Source organism: Kouleothrix sp. 19917 (genome assembly GCF_057073505.1).
Genome location: NZ_CP097100.1, coordinates 251,791 through 269,566 on the forward strand (window position 1 = coordinate 251,791; position 17,776 = coordinate 269,566).

The 17,776-nt window shown below is 62.4% G+C and carries 12 protein-coding genes, 1 tRNA gene and 1 pseudogene; 13 read left to right on the top strand and 1 reads right to left on the bottom strand.

Annotated elements, in window-relative coordinates; all coding sequences use genetic code 11:
- Nucleotides 1–39 precede the first annotated feature (39 nt).
- The 3 genes and pseudogenes from M1P90_RS36130 (at nt 40) to M1P90_RS36140 (ending at nt 2,236) form a co-directional block, all read left to right on the top strand.
- Nucleotides 40–116, top strand: a tRNA-Ile gene (locus M1P90_RS36130).
- Between the two features lie 429 nt (nt 117–545).
- Nucleotides 546–950, top strand: a pseudogene (locus M1P90_RS36135) (transposase); the annotation flags it as partial.
- An 890-nt stretch (nt 951–1,840) separates the two neighbouring features.
- Nucleotides 1,841–2,236, top strand: a complete 396-nt coding sequence (locus M1P90_RS36140) for a transposase (protein WP_483706073.1) — start codon at nt 1,841–1,843, stop codon at nt 2,234–2,236.
- A gap of 328 nt (nt 2,237–2,564) precedes the next feature.
- Here M1P90_RS36140 and M1P90_RS36145 read toward each other — a convergent pair whose 3' ends face one another.
- A complete protein-coding gene (locus M1P90_RS36145) occupies nt 2,565–5,441 on the bottom strand; it encodes a helix-turn-helix domain-containing protein (protein WP_483705902.1) in 2,877 nt (958 codons plus the stop codon).
- Nucleotides 5,442–5,619: 178 nt separating this feature from the next.
- Between M1P90_RS36145 and M1P90_RS36150 the strand changes: the two genes are divergently transcribed.
- The 10 genes from M1P90_RS36150 (at nt 5,620) to M1P90_RS36195 (ending at nt 17,713) form a co-directional block, all read left to right on the top strand.
- A complete protein-coding gene (locus tag M1P90_RS36150; protein WP_483705904.1) occupies nt 5,620–5,898 on the top strand; it encodes a WXG100 family type VII secretion target in 279 nt (92 codons plus the stop codon).
- Between the two features lie 43 nt (nt 5,899–5,941).
- A complete protein-coding gene (locus M1P90_RS36155) occupies nt 5,942–6,220 on the top strand; it encodes a WXG100 family type VII secretion target (RefSeq protein WP_483705906.1) in 279 nt (92 codons plus the stop codon).
- An 18-nt stretch (nt 6,221–6,238) separates the two neighbouring features.
- Nucleotides 6,239–6,520 (top strand): WXG100 family type VII secretion target, encoded by a 282-nt coding sequence (locus M1P90_RS36160; protein ID WP_483705908.1) that lies wholly within the window; start codon nt 6,239–6,241, stop codon nt 6,518–6,520.
- 65 nt (nt 6,521–6,585) lie between these two features.
- Complete coding sequence (locus tag M1P90_RS36165) at nt 6,586–7,962, top strand: WXG100 family type VII secretion target (protein ID WP_483705909.1); 1,377 nt, start codon at nt 6,586–6,588, stop codon at nt 7,960–7,962.
- 16 nt (nt 7,963–7,978) lie between these two features.
- Nucleotides 7,979–8,815 carry a hypothetical protein gene (locus tag M1P90_RS36170; RefSeq protein ID WP_483705911.1) on the top strand — a complete coding sequence of 279 codons (837 nt, stop codon included), beginning with the start codon at nt 7,979–7,981 and terminating at the stop codon, nt 8,813–8,815.
- Nucleotides 8,793–9,905 carry a WXG100 family type VII secretion target gene (locus M1P90_RS36175; RefSeq protein ID WP_483705913.1) on the top strand — a complete coding sequence of 371 codons (1,113 nt, stop codon included), beginning with the start codon at nt 8,793–8,795 and terminating at the stop codon, nt 9,903–9,905. Before M1P90_RS36170 ends, M1P90_RS36175 begins: the two co-directional genes overlap by 23 nt.
- Nucleotides 9,906–9,915: 10 nt before the next feature.
- The gene (locus M1P90_RS36180) at nt 9,916–10,743 is read left to right on the top strand and encodes a hypothetical protein (RefSeq protein ID WP_483705914.1); all 828 of its coding nucleotides are present in this window, start codon (nt 9,916–9,918) and stop codon (nt 10,741–10,743) included.
- A gap of 18 nt (nt 10,744–10,761) precedes the next feature.
- Nucleotides 10,762–11,436 (top strand): hypothetical protein, encoded by a 675-nt coding sequence (locus M1P90_RS36185; RefSeq protein WP_483705916.1) that lies wholly within the window; start codon nt 10,762–10,764, stop codon nt 11,434–11,436.
- Nucleotides 11,426–15,511, top strand: coding sequence for an FtsK/SpoIIIE domain-containing protein (locus M1P90_RS36190; RefSeq protein WP_483705918.1), 4,086 nt, complete (start codon nt 11,426–11,428; stop codon nt 15,509–15,511). Before M1P90_RS36185 ends, M1P90_RS36190 begins: the two co-directional genes overlap by 11 nt.
- Nucleotides 15,512–15,538: 27 nt before the next feature.
- Entirely contained in the window at nt 15,539–17,713 is a 2,175-nt protein-coding gene (locus M1P90_RS36195; RefSeq protein WP_483705920.1) for a serine/threonine protein kinase, read from the top strand.
- Nucleotides 17,714–17,776: the final 63 nt, after the last annotated feature.

Sequence of the window (17,776 nt, forward strand, 5' to 3'; positions counted from 1 at the left end):
ATGCCGCTGCCTTGTGCGTAGCACTGCGACGGCAATCAACGGGCAATAGCTCAATTGGTTAGAGCACCTTGCTGATAACAAGAAGGTTCGCCGTTCAAGTCGGCGTTGCCCGACCAGCACCTCATAGCGCAAATGGCAGAGCGCTCCGCCGAGAGCAGAGTGCCAGGTGGCCCGACAGCCTGGGCTCAGCCGGCGGCGTCGCGGACGTCGACGCCGCCGGCGAGCAGGTACAGAGATACCACGCCGGCCTGGCAGAGTGGTGATGCGCCGCTTTTACAGAAAGAGTGGCTGAGAGCCCGTATGCTTCAGTAGTCAGATGAAGCCTGCCCAGCTCATTATGACGCATCGGGTGCGACGTAAAGTTTCGCGTGATGTGGCAAATCGCCTCGGGGAGAAACCTCAACGGGCGGTCGCATGCCATCTTACGAGACCATTTCAAACCGGGGGCGGAGAGCTTCGGCTAATTATTCCGAACACATGAGCAACCGCCATCTGTGACATGATATGGGCGGTTACACCAATCAGGTCATAGAAAGGCGGTTGGTATGGCGATTGTACCACCCGTGCTGCGGGCCGGCACTCGCGACCTGCCTGATGTCCCGCCCGCCGTGCAGTGGCTCATCGGCGAATTTTTCGCTCCCATTCTCTGCTGGCTCGAAACTCTGGTCTATCGCCCGCTGCTGCGCCGCTGCGCCGACCACCCCCTGGTGCTGCTTGCCCGATGGTATGACCCTACTGCCGTGGTTGCCGCCTGTGCCGGCTTCCATCACGCTCCGGGCACTCCTGGTACCCCTCCCACCTTTACCATTGCCCAATTCGTCCGTGCTGAGATGGTTCGTGCCTGGGCTGATACCTGCTCCGACCCCGCGCTGGAGGAGTTGCTCTCGACCAACCTGCTCGTTCGCTGGTTCGTGGGCCTGCCGCTGAGTCAGCCCGGCCCTGACCACTCGACCCTGGCCGACATCCACGCCTACCTGACTGCCCACGCCCCCGACGCCTTCTTTCGCGATGTGCTGGGCTTCCTTTCTCGTGTCGACCCCGAAGAGCCTGCGACCACGGCCCAAATTGTCGATACCTTTGCCATGGCCAGCCCGGTGGCCACCCACCCCGGCCCAGACCAACTGCTCCGCCATCTCTGCCTCAGGCTGGCTCGCTGTTGGTTGGCCTACGCTCCACCCTTGCTCCAGGCTGCCCTTCCACCTCTGGATTTCAGTGCTCTGGCCCGATCCTGCGGCGCCCGCACGGCTATCGAACGCCAGCAGCGCCTCCAGGCGGCAGTGACCGTGGCTACGTGGCTTGGTGACGGGCTCACCCCACACCTGCCGGTGCTCGCCGAGCCGCTGCGCGCGGTCGTGGCCGACTATCTTGCCGCCTTGGTCAAGGTTGTGGCCGATGACCTCGTCGTCGATGGCACCGGCTTCGTGACGGAACGGCCGATTGGCAAGCGCGGGACGCGGAGGTTAGGCAGTGCGGTGGACCTCGAGGCCACTTTCCGCAAACACGAGGGCAGCCCGGCGGTGCTGGGCAGCAACGCGGTCATCAGCATCACCACAACCCGTATCCGTGCTGCAGTGGCCTTGACCGGCTCGACCCCTGACAACGAGACACTGAGCGCAGTGCTCGAGCAGCAACTCGCTGCCGGCCTGCCTCTGCCACCCTATCTGGTAATGGACCAGATTGGAGGCTGGGGCAAGACCCGCGCCCGGGTTGACGCGCTCAGCGAGGGACAGACGATGATGGTGGCGCGCACACCGGTAAGCGGTGGGAGCGACCGCTCACGCTTCACGGTCGCCGACTTCCAGGTGGATGCGGAGCGTCGCACGTGCATCGCCCCAACGGCGTGGTCAGTCGCAAGGTTTACGTCCACGGCAGTGGCGATGGGGTCTCATTCTGTTTTCTGCCCTCCCGCTGCCGAGACTGTCCGCTGTGGTCGCAGTGCCGCGACCCAGAGGCAAAGCCGAACAGCGAGCGACGGGTGTTCATCTCGGACTACCACATCTATCTACGGGCTGGCGAGGCCTTCAACCGGACGCCGACAGGACGGGCGCTGCTGGCTGGGCGTTGGCAGGTGGAGCCGACGATTGCGTTTTTGGTGCGCTATCAAGGCTGTCGGCGGGCGCGGCGGGTGGGGCAGGCGGCGGCGCAGTGCCAGCTGTACCGGGCCTGCGCGATGCGCAACCTGCTGATGTGGCTGAGCCGCCTGAGGCGGGGCCTTTCTCCCCGACCGGCGACGTGAGCTCACGACGGCCAGGCGCCAGGCGAGAAGCCCCTGCGGGTGGGCTGGCCGCAGCATGGGCACAACCAGAAATAATCGGTGTTCAACGCTCGGATTTCTCGCCAGACTGGTGCAAACCGTTGAGAATATGCTTTCATCACTCAGACAACCGCCCGCAACCCTCCTGCTCCGACCACCTCCCTCCACCTGACCCCGGCTGAAAAAACACCCCCGATGTTGTCAGCGGCACCCACGCCCCAATTAGCCGAAGCTCTCTGCCCCCGGTTTGAAATGGTCTCCTAATAGGCTCTGAGATTATGTTTGCTGGAGAGAGTGAGGAGGACTGGACTCAAGGTTCAACATCTATCTGGATGATAAATGAACCGTTGTGGCTAGCTACGTCTTTGTCATTGATCAGGAACTCGATCTGGCCAGTGTGTGGAGCCATAAACTCTGTCTGCGGCGCACAGAGCCGCCACGCTGGCTCTCCGATGATACGACAGAGGAGCGCGCCGGTTGGGAAATCAGCGATGACTTTGTGTACATTACCAAGCGGAAGTCCATAAAAGCCGCGCTCGACTCCTTCCGGATCTACAGTTCCGGTAAATGGGCCGATCTCCATTCCACCCCCAACGCTCACACGCACGGCACTTCCCGCCTCGATCAACCGATTGTATGTGGTGCGGCCAATGTAGCCAGCACCGCTAGCTAAGACGAGACTGGCCTGTTCTCTCGGGGCCACTATGCCTAGCGATGTTCTGTGAGGATTACTGGATAGGCACAACGCAAACAGTAGCAGGAGCATGCATAGGCCTATGATTTCGGCCCAATGAGGGAGGTGGATGGGTGCAACGGGCGTACCAGCTATTGCCATCGGTTGTCGTGTCGCTGGGCGCGTGGCGAAATACTCCTGTAAGAGCTTATGAATGAAGCGATAGCCTCCACCAATTCGCTGCAATAGAATGCGTTCCGAGCAAAGACTCAGAAAGAATAGCAGGCGGAGTGGGAGCAATCCCACGCTCCATAACATTAGTCGCACTACATAGTGAGAGACAACAGTATACCCGCCAAACGCCGCGCCGCCGATGAGCGCTCCCATCAGGGCGGTTAGGATACCGGAAACTGGTACGGCAGCGACGAGGGTGAAGATGACACCCGCCACCACGCCACCTTCTAACGCCGCCCAGCCGGCACCTCGCGCCGATCGGTAAATAGCCTGGTTCGGACGTGTGGTCTGCTCGGCGACGTCAGTGCGACTGATGCCAAAGGCAAAGGCACTCAGCACCCCGGCAAGGCCGCCAGCGATGGTGCTGCCGATCAGTGGTGTGAAGAAACGACCAAATATCCCGTCGATTCGGCCTACGAGCAGCCCCATAAGCCACCCAGCCGCGATCCCCCCCGAGACTAATACCGGTAGCAGCCCGCGCGTGCGCTGCCATGACCAGCGGCGCGGCTCAATAGTATTGATCAAGCGCGGTTGAAGGTTAGGCCGGCCGCTGAACGCCCCAATGGCGCAGCCGATAATCCCGTAGGAGATCACTCCGGCGATCGAGTGCGCTACCGACCAACCAACCACACCTAAGTAGAGACCGCCGATAAGCCAGCCCAGCCCGCCACGTAGTCCCGTCGCACGGCCCTCGGTAGGTGACGGCAAACCGCCAAAGATCCCGCCGATGATCGCACCAATCAGACTCATGACCGCGGTGTCGTAGCCGAGATACCGATAGTAGATCTGCGGCTCGGCTGCGAGCAATCCATAGCCGATGATCAGCAGCAGATAGCTACAGCCAAGTGCCAATGCTCCCAAAGCCGCTCCGGCCATCCGATCGATGAGCCCATACGCGATCCGACTGGTTCTTGTTGCCAGCCAGTCGTACTGTAGCCGATCCGGGTAGAAAATAGTTTGCGAGCGCGTGGTCATCTCGCGCGCCAACCAAGCAAGCCATCGCCGGGTCTGATCGAGGGTGTAGACCGTGATTGATCGACGACGCGTCGTGAAGACGTGAATGACATAGCGGTCGAACAGCTCATGCCGCTGCTCATCGAGGGTAACTCCGTGGGGAATGGTTCCCTCATCTGCTCCCTGGTAGACCACTACCATCATGCTCAGTAGCAGGGGCAGCCGCGCCAGCTCGCGAAGCTGATCATCCACGCCGAGTGCGACATCGAGCGTTGCCAAGCGCGCGCCGAATTGCCGGATGTAGGCGGCGATCTGGGCTTCTGACAGTGGTTGGAGCACAACAGCACTGCGGATGCGGAGGTGATCCACCAGTTCATCATAATCGGCGGATCGGCTCGTGACAACCATGCCGCAGGGATGTTGTTCGTGAAATTGGTTGAGTGCCGCAACACATGCTGCGCGATCTTGCTGGCGCACCTCGTCGAGGCCGTCGAGGAGTGGCAAGAGTGCATCCTCGCGTATCCACCCCTGACTGACCCGTGGTGCGATGCCGTAACGCTCGCTCAGCTCGTCCACCAGCCAGTCGGCCAGCGGAAGCTGCTGCTCGATCCAGGACGCAAGGTTGAGTATGATGGGTATCGGATAATCTTCATCGTCGCTTGCTCGATCGAGCAGCGTCTTAGCGAGATCGAGCAGCAGGGTAGTCTTGCCCGCGCCCGGGGCGCCGAGGATCAACAGTTCGGCTTGGTAGGCGTCAAAGACGTCGATCAAAAGGGCGCCTTCGGGAAAGGGCAGCTCTGCATCCCCCGATTGTCTGTCGCGCAGATCCCACGGAAAAACATCGTCCCAAATCTGGCGTGCCAGATCGGTGCGCTCCGCAAGCCCAAGCTCTATCAGTGCCTGACCATGCAACGAGTACTGCAACACCCCGTCGATCCAAATCGAGTGCATCTCGCGAATAATCTTAGCGCGCGCCCGCTGCTCGATGGGCCTCGACCGCAATAGCGAGGCGCCCGGCACACGCTTTACCGTGAGCGTGTCGCCGGATTCATCGGTAGCTGGCACGTCGCCAACCAGTGGTGCTGTCGGGTCAGGCAGGCCGCGTGCTTCTCTTATGAACGCCTGAAACTCCTTTGTTCCCGGTCTGAATCCAAGCGCTTGTGCTAGTCGGATCACGGTATCCTTGCCGGGCTTGCGACGCCCCGCCTCCCAGCTACGCAAGGTCTCTTGATCAACGCCGACCAGCTTCGACAACTTGTCACGTGACAGTCCGTGCTGCTCACGGAGCTGCTTAAGACGTGTGGGAAACGACGATCTGTCGGACATAGCGTTCTGATTCGAGCGTAAATCTGCACCCATGGCTATTAGTTGCGGGTGGTACAGGATGGTACATCCCTATTGTACCTGATGTGTACCAGGATTGTCATCGCTTATTTATGCTAACTCGATGCACGCCCACGTTCATATATGCAATACAACTCAATCAAGCAAAGAGGAGGTATCAGTGCCAGCCATTGAAATGGACCTGGAGCAGGCGCAAGCGACAATTACCGCGTTTGACGCAGCTGCCCAGGGTCTCACCGAGGCGCTTGCTAATCTTCAGCGCGCGGTCCAGGATCTAGAACAGTCGTGGACGGGCAATGCCCAGAGAAATTTCGTTGCCACCTGGCAAGAGTGGCTCGCGCACACGCAGCAGCAGATCGGCCGGCTCCAGGAATTCCGCGATGGTGTCGCGCGCGAGCGCGATCAACTGGTGCTGATTGATCAGCAGGCGCGGTTCTAATGCGCCTTGGCGGTTGTCACATGAGAGATCGACCGGAGACACTATGACAAGGATCCAGATTGACCCCGAGCAAGCGATGCAGACGGCATCGACACTGCTCAGCAACCACCAGGAGCTCGACCAATTACTGCAGACGCTGGCGAGCACAGTTGAAGAGATGATAGCAGGCTGGGATGGCCAGGCGCGCCAGCGGTTCGCAGTCTCCTGGGAACAGTGGCTGACCAGTACTCGCAAGGTGCTGGAGACTATTCCCAGTCTTGCGGCTGGAATCCAGCAGGAGAAGGCTGAATTTGAGGCGGCCGATCGACACTTCGGCGCATAGTAGTACAGGAGCGTTCCAATGCCCAAGATCAGCATGGATACCGACGTCGCCCAGGCCGCCGTTCAGATGATGCAGCAGTCGGCTCACGCGCTCACCGACCAACTCAACCAGTTGGCGCAGTCGGTAGAGGCGCTGCGTAGCTCGTGGAAGGGGAACGCACAGGCGGAGTTCAGCGAACTGTGGGAACAGTGGAGACAAGGGTTCGCGCAGACGATTGAGCAACTCACGCCGATCACGGTAGGGGTCCAGCGCGAGAAGGAGGAACTAGAGCAGGCCGACGCAAGCAGTAGCTATCACTAACAGTGGCAAACTGCACACTGAACCGAGTACGAACTTCCGCCAACCTGTACTAGAGGGAGGGGCTTGTGGGGCGCATTGGGGCCGATACTGACCAGATACGGCACATGGCTACGCAGTTGCGCGGGGCCGCAGAGCAGATTGCGGGGCGTGCCGGCAGCATGAACCAGGCCATCGATCAGCTCGCCACCGTCTGGCAGGGCGGGAGCCGCGAGCGCTGCCTGGAACGCTGGCGTGCGCTCGAGCCAATGTACGGCGCGGCCAGTGAGAATCTCGCGCAGTTTGCCGAGGGGTTAGAGCACTACGCCGAATCGTTGGAGCAGGCACGTCATCAGCCATTCTGGAAGCGGGCGCTCGGGTTTGCCGTTAGCGGCCTGGGCATCGTCGGAAGCGTCTTCAGCTTTATCTTTCCACCTGTCGGCCTTGGTTTGCAGATCGCCGGCGGCGGTCTGGGACTGGCGGCCAATCTGCCCGATCTCGTCCGCACCGGCGACTGGCGTGGGCTGGTGGGTAGCCTGACTGGCGCTATTCCCTTTCCCACCGGCGCTGAGGGCGCCCTGGCCAGAGATATGGTCAGGGCCGTAGCCACAGCGAGCAACCCGCTCGACGCCGTTCAAAAGGTGCTCGCTACCATCCCCGCAGTACCCGGGACTCCAAATGTTGCCAACACCCTTAACAAAGGGATCGACGCCGTTGCGCACCGCGATCCGGCCAAACTCCTAACGGCCGCCGCCGGGCTTGCCGAGCCCCAGCTCATCCCCGGCGGATCTGAGGGTGCGACTATCAAAAATAGTATCGTGGCCGCAGCGTCGGCGGATAGCCCGCTTGACGCCGTCGACAAAGCGGCGTCGGCACTTGCCGGCTCGACTGGCTCGCCGAACGTTGTCGGCACTGCCCAAGACACTATTCATGCCATTGCACAAGGGCACCCTGAAGATGTGCTGAAAGCCGCCGCCGGACTCGCTGGCCAATATCTTCCGGATGTGGCGCCTGGAATCAACGGCGTCGATCCCGCGGGTGTGATCGGAGCGACGCTGCGCGCGCTCCCGCCCGAGTTGCACGTCACCGTGCATCACGCGCTGAGCCGGGCGCTTCCAGATGATGTGATGCGAGCAGTCGATGCGCTTGCTCCGCTAACTCCGCTGGCGAGCACCGCTGGTTTCAACTACGATGTCCGGCCGACAAGCCTTCGGGAAGTCGGGTCGAGCTGGTTCTCCGCCCAGCCGTTCACACTCACGGGCGAGATCAGCGTAGCGGCACATAACGGCGACGGCTTTCGAATACCCTGGAGCAATAACCTGCCAGCCATGACTGCTGATGCCATGCGACGGCTGCCGCTCATGCCGACGGCCAGCCGGCACCTGCTCGAGGCGCGCCCGGACACGAGCAGCACAGCTGAGCTGCCCCTCGCTCTCGCCGATTTCTTCGGTGTACTCACTCAGTGAGAGGATGATCGCCGCAATGATCGAAGTGACGCTGCTGGATGTCGAGCTGCTTGTGCTGATGGACGCGCTACGAACGACTACGCTGATTGGATATCCGCTGCCGACCTCATCCAGCGCGCTTCAGGCGCGGCTGATAGAGGGGCAAGTGCGGCTCGCGGAGCGCGGTTTGCTCACCCGTATGCCCACTGGGACATTACAGCTTGATCCGGTGCTACTCATGATGGGTGCCGTGATGGCCTTCCCCCAGGCTGTGTGCGTGACAAGCGCCACTGAGCTCGGTCGTCACGCTGAGGTCTTCATTCATTACTGCTCCGACGGGCTGGCGGTTGAGCTTATACCTTCGGTTGGAAGCGTCATGCTTCGCACCCTACCGGCGATTGGCGCAATCGCCGAGCGGTTAATCGAGCGCTTCGCGGTGAGGCGGGGCGCAGCTGTCGGCGAGAGTGTGCTGCTGCCGATGGAGGTGCTCGATCGACTCGTCGCCGCCGCCGCACGGCAGGACTACGATACGGCCGCGGCGCTTCTCAACCCCTACGAGCTGGCGCCGCGCGTGCGCGGGCTGCTGCTCAACGCGTTCTGTGAACCAGCGCTGCGTGGGATGTTTGCGCTTCTGCGCTGCCAGGGCCGGGAGGTCGTTTTCGCTACAAACCCGGCGTTTGTGCAAGGGCCGGGGTCGGCATGGCTGATCACTCAGGCAATGCCGGGAAGTATGTCGCTGCTGCTGGAGAGTGTGGATATGGCGCTGCTTCGGCAGCGGATCGCCGGCTGGATGAGTGAGCTGGGTCCAACTGCTCAACCATTTGGCGCTATGACGAAATCTCAGGTGTCGCATGCCACACCACATCCGAGTTGACCCCGACCAACTTCGCCAGGCCGCACAGCGGATGCGCGCCGCCGCCCAGGCGATCATCAGCTCCGACGATGCCTTGCATACGGCGATAGGCGCGCTTGCGCTGAGCTGGCGCGGCGCTGCAGCCGACCGTGGCCTGGCGGCATGGGACGACACACATCAGCGCATGGCGCCGCAATGCGAGCGCCTGGCAGAGCTTGCCACGCGGATCGATGAGTTCGCCCAAGCCATCGAAGCCACCACCGGCTTCGCTGCTTCTCCTGTAGCAACCGCACAGCATACTCTGCCACGGCTTCGCGCCGCAGACCAGCCACACCCTCGTCGGCGGCCGGCTAGCGATCCGGTGCAGCACAGCCGAGCCCAGGGCGAATCTCGATCGAGCACCGCCGGCGCTGGATCCGCCGTAGTCGCGGCAGCGCAGCCTCATCAACATACGGCCGCCGCGGTTGGGGAGAACGCCGAGCCGCCGTTGAGCCTGGAGATTGGCGATGAGCGGAAGTTTCGCTACGAGCTTGGTACATCCAGCATCCCCACAGCATATCTACCGAAATCCTGGGGCGACATTCAGGGCGCCTATGGTTTTGGGATAAACCAGTCGCACGAGGATGGATTCCACGCTGGCGCCTATGGGGAGCTGACTCTCAACGAGCGTACTGACCACTGGATACAGGATGGCGACCATCACAAGCTCACTGCATCAGATGGATCGACCGAGGTCTTCGCCGGTGTATCCCAGCACGGCACACGCGCCGGGGTCTTTGCCGAGCTTTCGACGTACAATCGCTCGCAGGAGATGGTGACGGGTGACACGGCGCTCGGGCTGACGCGCACCTCGACGGTGCATGGCCCTGGGGCTGAGGCGCGAGTTGGATGGGATCGTGGCAAACTTTCGGGAAGCGCCGGAATATCGCTTGGCTCACTCGAGGGCGAGATTGGTGCCAACATGGCAGGCTACAACGTCGGAGTTGTCGGTGGAGTTGGGCTCACATTCCAGCTAGGCGGCGATGTTGGTAAACATGGCGTTACCGTCAAGCTGCCCTTCTTCATGTTGGGGTTGCGATTCGGCGGCGCCAAAGACGGCGGGGCGAAATGATAGGTGTGCAATGAACGATGTTTCCACCGCTCGTGACGATGGGCTGATACTCGACGCCGATGCGATGCTGGTTCTGATCGACGCTGCTGGCGTTGTGGCATTTCCCATGTTACAGCACCCCGACCTCGCCCCGGCAAATGACGAGGAGCTTCAGCGGCGGCTGCGCCAGGGGCATCATCAGCTGCGTGAGCAGGGTGGTCTGTCGAGCAAGCCCGATGGAACCCTGGTGCTGCGTCGCGATCTGTACTATCTGGCCCGCGTGATGGCCGCCCCTCGGCGAGTGTGGGTGAGCGTTCGCGAGCGACCTGGCTTGGGGCCGCAGACGATCCTCCACTATCAGGTCGAGCAGCTATGCGCGGAGCTGACGATGCCAGCCGCAGGGAAGTATCGGATTGCCGCGCTCTATCCGCAGCAGTCGCTTGTCGCCCGGCTCGAGACATGCTTTCCCGTGCGGGGCGCGGAGCCGCCACTAGGGGTGAAGGTTCCGCTCGACGCGCTATTTGCCGCCCGTGACCAAGCTGATGCAGGTGACAGTGCCGGCACACGAGCGATTCTCCATGCCCAGGGAGTGGCGCCGGCCGATGCTGCCCCGCTTGCTGCAGCGCTGCGCCATTGGCGCTGGCGTGGCTCGCTGAGCGTGCTTGTGTACGAAAATGAGACCATCGTTGAGGGCAGCACCATTCTGCTGGTGCAAGGATCGACAGCTGCTTGGCTGCTGTTTCTCGACGAGGCCACCTCGCTGGTAGATGCGCGGCGCACCAGGCAGAATGAATTACACGAACTGCTGCGGCGCTGGGTTGTTCAAGGGCCGACTGTGGCGGCCAACCCTGGGTTATAACGGAGGCGGACATAGGCGATGATGGCTGATATTCTGTTTGACGTGGAGTGGGGTGGGGCGCAGGGTGAGCGCTATGCCGCACGCAGCACCGAAACGTTGGCGGAGATTGTCAAGCATCTTCTGCTGATCATCCAGAAGAAGGGCGCGGCGGTCGGTCTGTGGACGGCGTACGGCCTGTTCCGCCGGACGCACTACGGCTTCGATCCGCTCCCATCTGAGCAGACCCTGGCTCAGGCAGCAGTGCAGACTGGAGAAACGCTCTACCTAGCGACGCTGACGTCGCCTTGGATGCACGCGGCGCGCGCGCCAGTCGCTGCGCCAAGCCATAGCTTCTGCCGCATCGACATTGCGCCTGGCTGTCAGGTCGATGTCTACGAGACAGTGTCACTCCAGCGGCTGTTTCTGCTCCAGCATCTCGATGTTGCTCTGCCCGGCACCTTCGACCGTACCGATGTGCGGCTGCGCCGGGTCAGTCGCGAGCGGCACTGCGACCTGGTTCGCACTGCCGACGGCTGGGCGCTCCTGCCACTCGCGAACAGAACCTACCTGGGGTCTGCGACAGAGCCACTTCCTGAAGGCCAGCTCGTAGAGCTACCCGCTCACGCCGTCACTGTACGCCTTGGTTTGGATGGCTGGAATCTCCGGATCGCGATCCTTCCAATACCGCCAGGAGAGCACCGACGTGGCCCATAATGTCGCAACTGTCGTGGCGCCGGGTCGCCAACCCGATCGAGCGGCGACTGCTGAGCCGTTCAATCGCCCGCCGCGCATCGTTCACCGCCTGCCAGACGATGAGGTGGAGATTCCGGCACCGCCACCGCCACCGAATCCGCCAATCACCCCACAACTGACGGCCATGTTGCTTCCACTGGTGACGGCTTCATTTTACGTGATCATATTGCTGATCCGCCCCGAAGCCCGAATAAATCCGTGGGTGAGCCTCCCATCAATCGGCATTGCCGTGATCAGCGTTGGCGTTGGCCTGCTGACCTATCGGCGGCATCGCCGGGCGCAGCAGGCGGCACGGGTGCAGTACGACGATCTTTGCCAGGCGGTCTACAGCGGCATTCAGGCGCGACTGGCCGATCTGGACTATCGGCAGCGCGCCCAGCGTAATGAGAACGACCCTGAGCCGGGCGCGCTCGTCCGGATCGCCGGCGTGGCCGAGGGTGGCGACACACCCCCGCGCCAGCGGCTCTGGGAGCGCCGCCCTGAGCATGCCGACTTTCTGGCGCTGCGCATTGGTCGCGCCGACATGCCGGCCAGCGTCAAGATCAAACAACCCTCGGCGAACCAGTTCGCTTCGCTCCCCTTGATGGAGCGCGCGACAACGCTAGCCCGTGAGTACAGTACCGTTCGAGATGTGCCGCTGGCTGTTCGATTACGCGAGGTCGGATCGCTTGGTATCGCTGGCGAGCGACCAGCAGCGCTGGCACTCGTGCGCGCCATGCTCGCACAGCTGATCGTACACCATGCACCAGGCGACGTTCGGGTGATAGGGGTCTGGAGCGACGAACGCAGCCGCGATTGGGATTGGATGCTTTGGATGCCCCATACATGTGCGCTCACTGGCGACGATACTTACCGGCTGCTCGCGCGGTACGACGGGCCAACCGAGCATCTCCAGCATCTCATTGGCATACTGGCACGTGAACTTCAGCAGCGCAATGAGGCCAGTGCTGAGGAGTCACGCCCGCGCCTAGTCTTGATTCTCGACGATTATGATCGGTTCGGTCGCGACTACGGCATCTTCGCCGACGCAATGCGGCGCGGTCGAGTATGCGGGATTCATGCCCTCTGCATCGTGCCGCAGGCCGACCAGGTTCCCGGAGAATGTGGTGGCTATATCGATCTCGCAGATCCACAGCCGGTGCTCGCAGTCGCCGGATTGATCGGCAGTGTGATCAGATGTGCTGTGGATGCGATCGATATACAGACGTCCAATCGACTGGCGCGACGACTGGCAAAAATAGTGTTGGCCGACGCGACCGGCCGGCGCGATCTGCCGCGCCAGGTGCGACTCACAGATTTGCTCAATATCGCGGACATCCGCGCGTACCAGCCAGATCTCCTCTGGAACATCGATCCAAACAAGAGTTGGCACCCGGTGCCGGTGGGGCTGGTCGATGCGGCGCATCCGCTGATCATCAACTTGAATGAGGGCGCGCATGGCGCTCACGGTATGATTGCCGGGACGACCGGCTCGGGAAAGAGCCAGCTGCTACTCACCTTCTTGATGGCGCTCGCCGTGCGCCATAGCCCTGATCGACTGAATCTGATGTTGATCGATTTCAAAGGTGGGGCGACGTTTCGCGATCTGGCCGATCTGCCCCATACTGTTGGCGTGGTGACGGATCTCCACGGCTATATGACTGAGCGTGCGCTGCTGGCGATCAACAGCGAGCTCGACCGGCGTAAGAGTGCATTGGCTGCTTGCAGAGTCGCGGACATCCACGAATACCGTGCGAAAGCTTCGGCGAACGGGGCGAACCTCGCTCCGATACCGAACCTCATGATCGTGATCGACGAATTCGACGAGATGGCGCGAGACTACCCTGATCTGGTGTTGGAGTTCGTGCGTGTGGCCAAACAGGGCCGTAGCCTTGGCGTTCATATGCTCTTTGCGACCCAGCAGCCCGCCAGCATCAAAGAGGGGATGCTGCTCAACCTGGCCTATAATATCGCGCTACGCGTAACCTCCCCCAACGATAGTCGTGCAGTCGTTGGCCTCCCCGACGCGGCCTACCTGGCGACCGATACGCCCGGACGGGGAATTTTTCGTGCCGGCACTCAGGCGCACATGTTCCAGTCGGCGCTTGTTACCCTGCCGTATCACGCAGCCGCCGATCAGGTGTCTCAGTGGACCATGGACGTCACCGGGAGGATCGAGGAGCTGAATCACACACTGGCAAACCTGTTATCCAATGCAACTTCACCGGATGCCAACCAGAGCGAACTGACGCTCCTCAAACTGGCGATGCAGCGGTCGCACGGGAGTACATATGCGGCCAGTCACTACCGTATCTGGCTCCCGCCGCTGTGTGAGGTAAGCCTCGGCGATCTGTTGCAGCAACATCAGCGAGAATCGGGCGCTGTGTTTGGATTATGTGATCTGCCGACCAGCGCCGAACAGACCCCGCTCGTCTTTCGGCTCGCCGAGAGCGGCGGGCACATGTTGGTGCTCGGATCCGCCGGCTCTGGAAAAACGACGCTGTTGCGCACCTTGCTGCTCGCGTTTGCGCTACGCCACGCACCATCTAACCTCTGGATCTACACGATCGACCCGAGTGGCGGCGCCTGCGGGCTGTATGGTGGGGCGCGCCAGGCCGGGGAGACGCGTCTCCCGCATCTGGCCGATGTGTTTGCCACGGGCGATGTGGCACGGATCGAACGCCTGTTAGTCGAGCTTCAGACACAGATCGACCGACGCCGGCAGTTGTTCCGCGACTACGCTGTGGATACGCTGGCAGCCTACGTGGCGCAGCGCGTCGCACGACCCGATGCGCCCGAGCCACCGCAGCATCTGCTGGTCGCAATCGACAATTTCGCCGAGCTTGCCGCATCCGCCCCCGACGCGGTCGAAACGCTTCGGGCGCTGCTGCGCGACTCGCGCAAGTACGGAGTGACGTTTCTCATCACGGGTTCGGCCGCGCGCGATGTCGCCAGCGGGATTCAGAATCACTGCGAGACGCGGATCGCGCTGCGGCTGAACGACCCGGCAGACTCAGATTCGCTCATTGGCAAATCGTTCGCCGCCCGAATTAGAGCCGACCAGCCGGGACGTGGGTTCTTGCGTGCCACCGAGCGCCCGGTCGAGATCCAGATCGCGCTCCCCAGTCTGCGACCTGCCAGCTCCAATCCCGACAATAGCAGTGGATCCGTGATTGTCGCACCTGGTAATGACGAGACGGAAGAGGCCGTACGCAAGATCAGCGCCAAGTATGGGCAGGCAGGCGGGCGGCGGCCACAGCCGCTGCGTGAGCTGCCGCCGTTTGTCGCGCCATCCGACCTGATGCCGGTGGAAACGAGTACCACTCAGCTACCGGTCGGGCTTGCCGACGTGTCGTTCCAACCGATAGTGCTTGACTTTGCCGGAAACACGCCGCACCTATTGATCGCCGGCGGGCAGCGGTGTGGGAAATCGTCGCTGCTGGGTACGATTATCGCCGGTCTGGCGGTGCGCAATACGCCGGACGAAGCGCAGTTTCTCCTGGTGGACTACCGACGTCGCAAGCTCCAGATGGTCGAGCAGCTGCCGCACGTTCGCGAGATGGGCCTGCAGGTCGGCACCGGCACCTCAGCCAAGGTTCTCGAGCAGGTGCGTATGGTGCGTCTGGACAGCCAACTCCGCGCGCTGGCTGAGGCGCTCCAGCGCGAGCTCGGCGAGCGCGTGCGTGGCAACGGCCCATGGCCCAGGCTCTTTCTTGTGATCTGTGGATGGGATCATCTTGGAAGCATCCCTCAGGAGCTTGAGAACCTTGCCCCCTTCGCATCACAGGGCCAGGACATCGGATTCCACCTGCTGATCAGCGGCAGTGAATTCAGCAATGCCGGGAGCAGCCGGCTGCTGCGCGCGGTGCGAGGCGAGCGGGCGGCGGTGTTTCTCGGGCGCCCGCCGGAACAGAGCCAGGCGGCCACCAGTATCGGCATGAAGCTGCCACGCCAGATGGGACATCTCTCCATGCCGCTAGGACGCGGCTATATCCAGATCCAGGATTCGCTTTTGCTCGTCCAGTTTGTCGCTCCGGCCGGCATTGCGCCGCGCTAACAATCCAGATAACTAATAGAGGTTGCTATGAGTCTCCAGAGCAGCGGGTTCGTCACCACTGGTCAGATCGTCATCGATCGCGAGATCGGCCAGGGCATGGATACGACGGTCTATAAGGTCTTCGTGCCGAGGCGGAATCAATATTGTGCGCTAAAGACGGCGAGTGTAGGCAGCGACGTGCCGCGCACCGGCCAGAAATTCGCCAAAGAGGCTCGTACCCTCAAAGAGCTGAAGCATCCGAACATCATCGAGTGCTACGGGCTACTGACCGACCCGCAGACGCAGGAGAGCTTTCTGTTGTGCGAGCTGGCCGATCGTGGTTCGCTGGCGGAGCATCTCAAGCAGCGCGGCCCGATCCCAGAGGATCAGGCCATTCGGTTGACACTGGACATCTGCGCGGCACTGGAGGCGAGTTCGGCGCGCAAGGTTGTCCATCGCGACATCAAGCCATCGAATATCCTGTTGTTCGACGACGGGCGTGGTGGGCTGACCGCGAAGCTCGGCGACTTCGGGGCAGCCCAGGATCAGCAGGGAAATCTGACGACGGTCATGTATACGCGTGGCGGCACCGAGTTCCACCACCCTGGCACACCATTCTACATGGCCCCGGAGCAGGACAAGATCTCCAACGCCCTCGATGTGCGCACCGATCTGTATGCGCTCGGCCTGACGCTCGGCGAAATGTTGATCGGCGAGCCCTACAAGCCGATCGCCCAGTCGAAGCATAGGACGGTACGCAGCCGAAACCCGCAGGCCAGCGCCGGGATCGCCCGGGTGATCGCCAAGGCCACCCAGGAGGACCGCAACCTGCGCTATCAGTCTGTCGCCGAGTTCGTCGACGATCTCGAGCGGGTGCGCTCCGGGCGCCCGCCTGTGGCGGCTGCGCCACGGCGCGTACCAAGAGGGCTTGGGATCGCAGCGGCGGTGGCGATACTTGTGCTGCTTGGCGGCATGTCGGTATTCGCGCTCTCTCAGCCGTCGGGCGCGCCGCTGCTTGCGCCGATCACCGCCGTTGCTGCCGCGCCGCCGACCGTCGATGTCGGGCCGACTATCGCGGCGGCGGCGCAGGCCACGGCAAACGCCCAACAGACGGCACAGGCAGAGATGGCCCGGCAGACCGCCGCCGCGCAAACTGCAACTGCTCAGGCTGTGGCGGCACAGGATGCCACCGCCCGGTTACAACAGACTGCCGAGGCACGGGCCGCACAGCAGACTGCCGAGGCACAAGCAGCCGCAGAGGCAGCCTCGCAGACCGCCACAGCCCAGGCGGCGCGGGACGCCGCCGCGGTTCAGGCGGCACGGGACGCCGCCGCAGCCCAGGCCCAGCAGGCGGCCGATGCGGCACAGCAGGCAGCCGACACCGCGCGCCAGGCAGCTAAGAACGCGCGCCAGAATCCTGCGACGGGCACAGCCAGCGCCGCCGAGCAGGCCGCAGCTGCGGCACGGCAGGCGGCCAAGGCCGCGCGCGAGAAGGGCGCGGCCGACGCCGCGGCCACGGCCGAGCAGGCCGCCAACGAGGCTGATGCCGCAGCGAGCGCTGCCCGCCAGACCATCGTCCAACGGGAGCAGGCCGCGGCTGCAGCGCGGCAGGCGGCCGATGCTGCGACCCAGGCAGCTCAGAACGCGCGTCAGAATCCTAGGGAGGACACAGCGAGCGCCGCGGAGCAGGCCGCAGCTGCGGCACAGCAGGCGGCCAAGGCCGCGCGCGCGAAAGGCGCTGCCGACGCCGCGGCCACGGCCGAGCAGGCCGCCAACAAGGCTACAGAGGCTGCTACGTGGGCGCGAGCCTGGATCGCTCGTTCGATCCGTCAGGTTCTTGTCCAGGGCGATCTGTACATCGAAGACGACGAGACCTTTGGCTCTAACGAGCGTCAGAATCATGCCATCGATGATCAACCACCGATAGTCGTGAGTCCGGATAAGCCGACGGACTCCGGTTCCTTTGAACGCTGTACTGGCGACGAGGTGCGCGTTGTAGTGTCCTACGAGGTGCATTTAGAAGCGGATCATCGCACAGTGACGGTCAATATTACAGTGCAGCTGTACGAGGGGAAGAACTGCCGCACCAATAATTTGCGAGCGCAAGATACCATCAATGTACGCGTTGGTGAGGGCCAGACCGAATCAGGGGTCAAGCATGTCGGCTGGTCGGGCGGCGATTATACTGACTTCAGTTACCAGATTACGAACAACCAGAATTGATACTGGGGAGGGAATCATGCACCCAAGCCACAGTGCATCATAGCCACTCACACACAAAGGAGA

Coding starts and splice junctions, on each gene's coding strand:
- M1P90_RS36175 (WP_483705913.1), top strand. CDS start 8,793: ATGCCACACCACATCCGAGTTGACCCCGACCAACTTCGCCAGGCCGCA.
- M1P90_RS36145 (WP_483705902.1), bottom strand. CDS start 5,441: ATGTCCGACAGATCGTCGTTTCCCACACGTCTTAAGCAGCTCCGTGAG.
- M1P90_RS36180 (WP_483705914.1), top strand. CDS start 9,916: ATGAACGATGTTTCCACCGCTCGTGACGATGGGCTGATACTCGACGCC.
- M1P90_RS36160 (WP_483705908.1), top strand. CDS start 6,239: ATGCCCAAGATCAGCATGGATACCGACGTCGCCCAGGCCGCCGTTCAG.
- M1P90_RS36170 (WP_483705911.1), top strand. CDS start 7,979: ATGATCGAAGTGACGCTGCTGGATGTCGAGCTGCTTGTGCTGATGGAC.
- M1P90_RS36185 (WP_483705916.1), top strand. CDS start 10,762: ATGATGGCTGATATTCTGTTTGACGTGGAGTGGGGTGGGGCGCAGGGT.
- M1P90_RS36155 (WP_483705906.1), top strand. CDS start 5,942: ATGACAAGGATCCAGATTGACCCCGAGCAAGCGATGCAGACGGCATCG.
- M1P90_RS36195 (WP_483705920.1), top strand. CDS start 15,539: ATGAGTCTCCAGAGCAGCGGGTTCGTCACCACTGGTCAGATCGTCATC.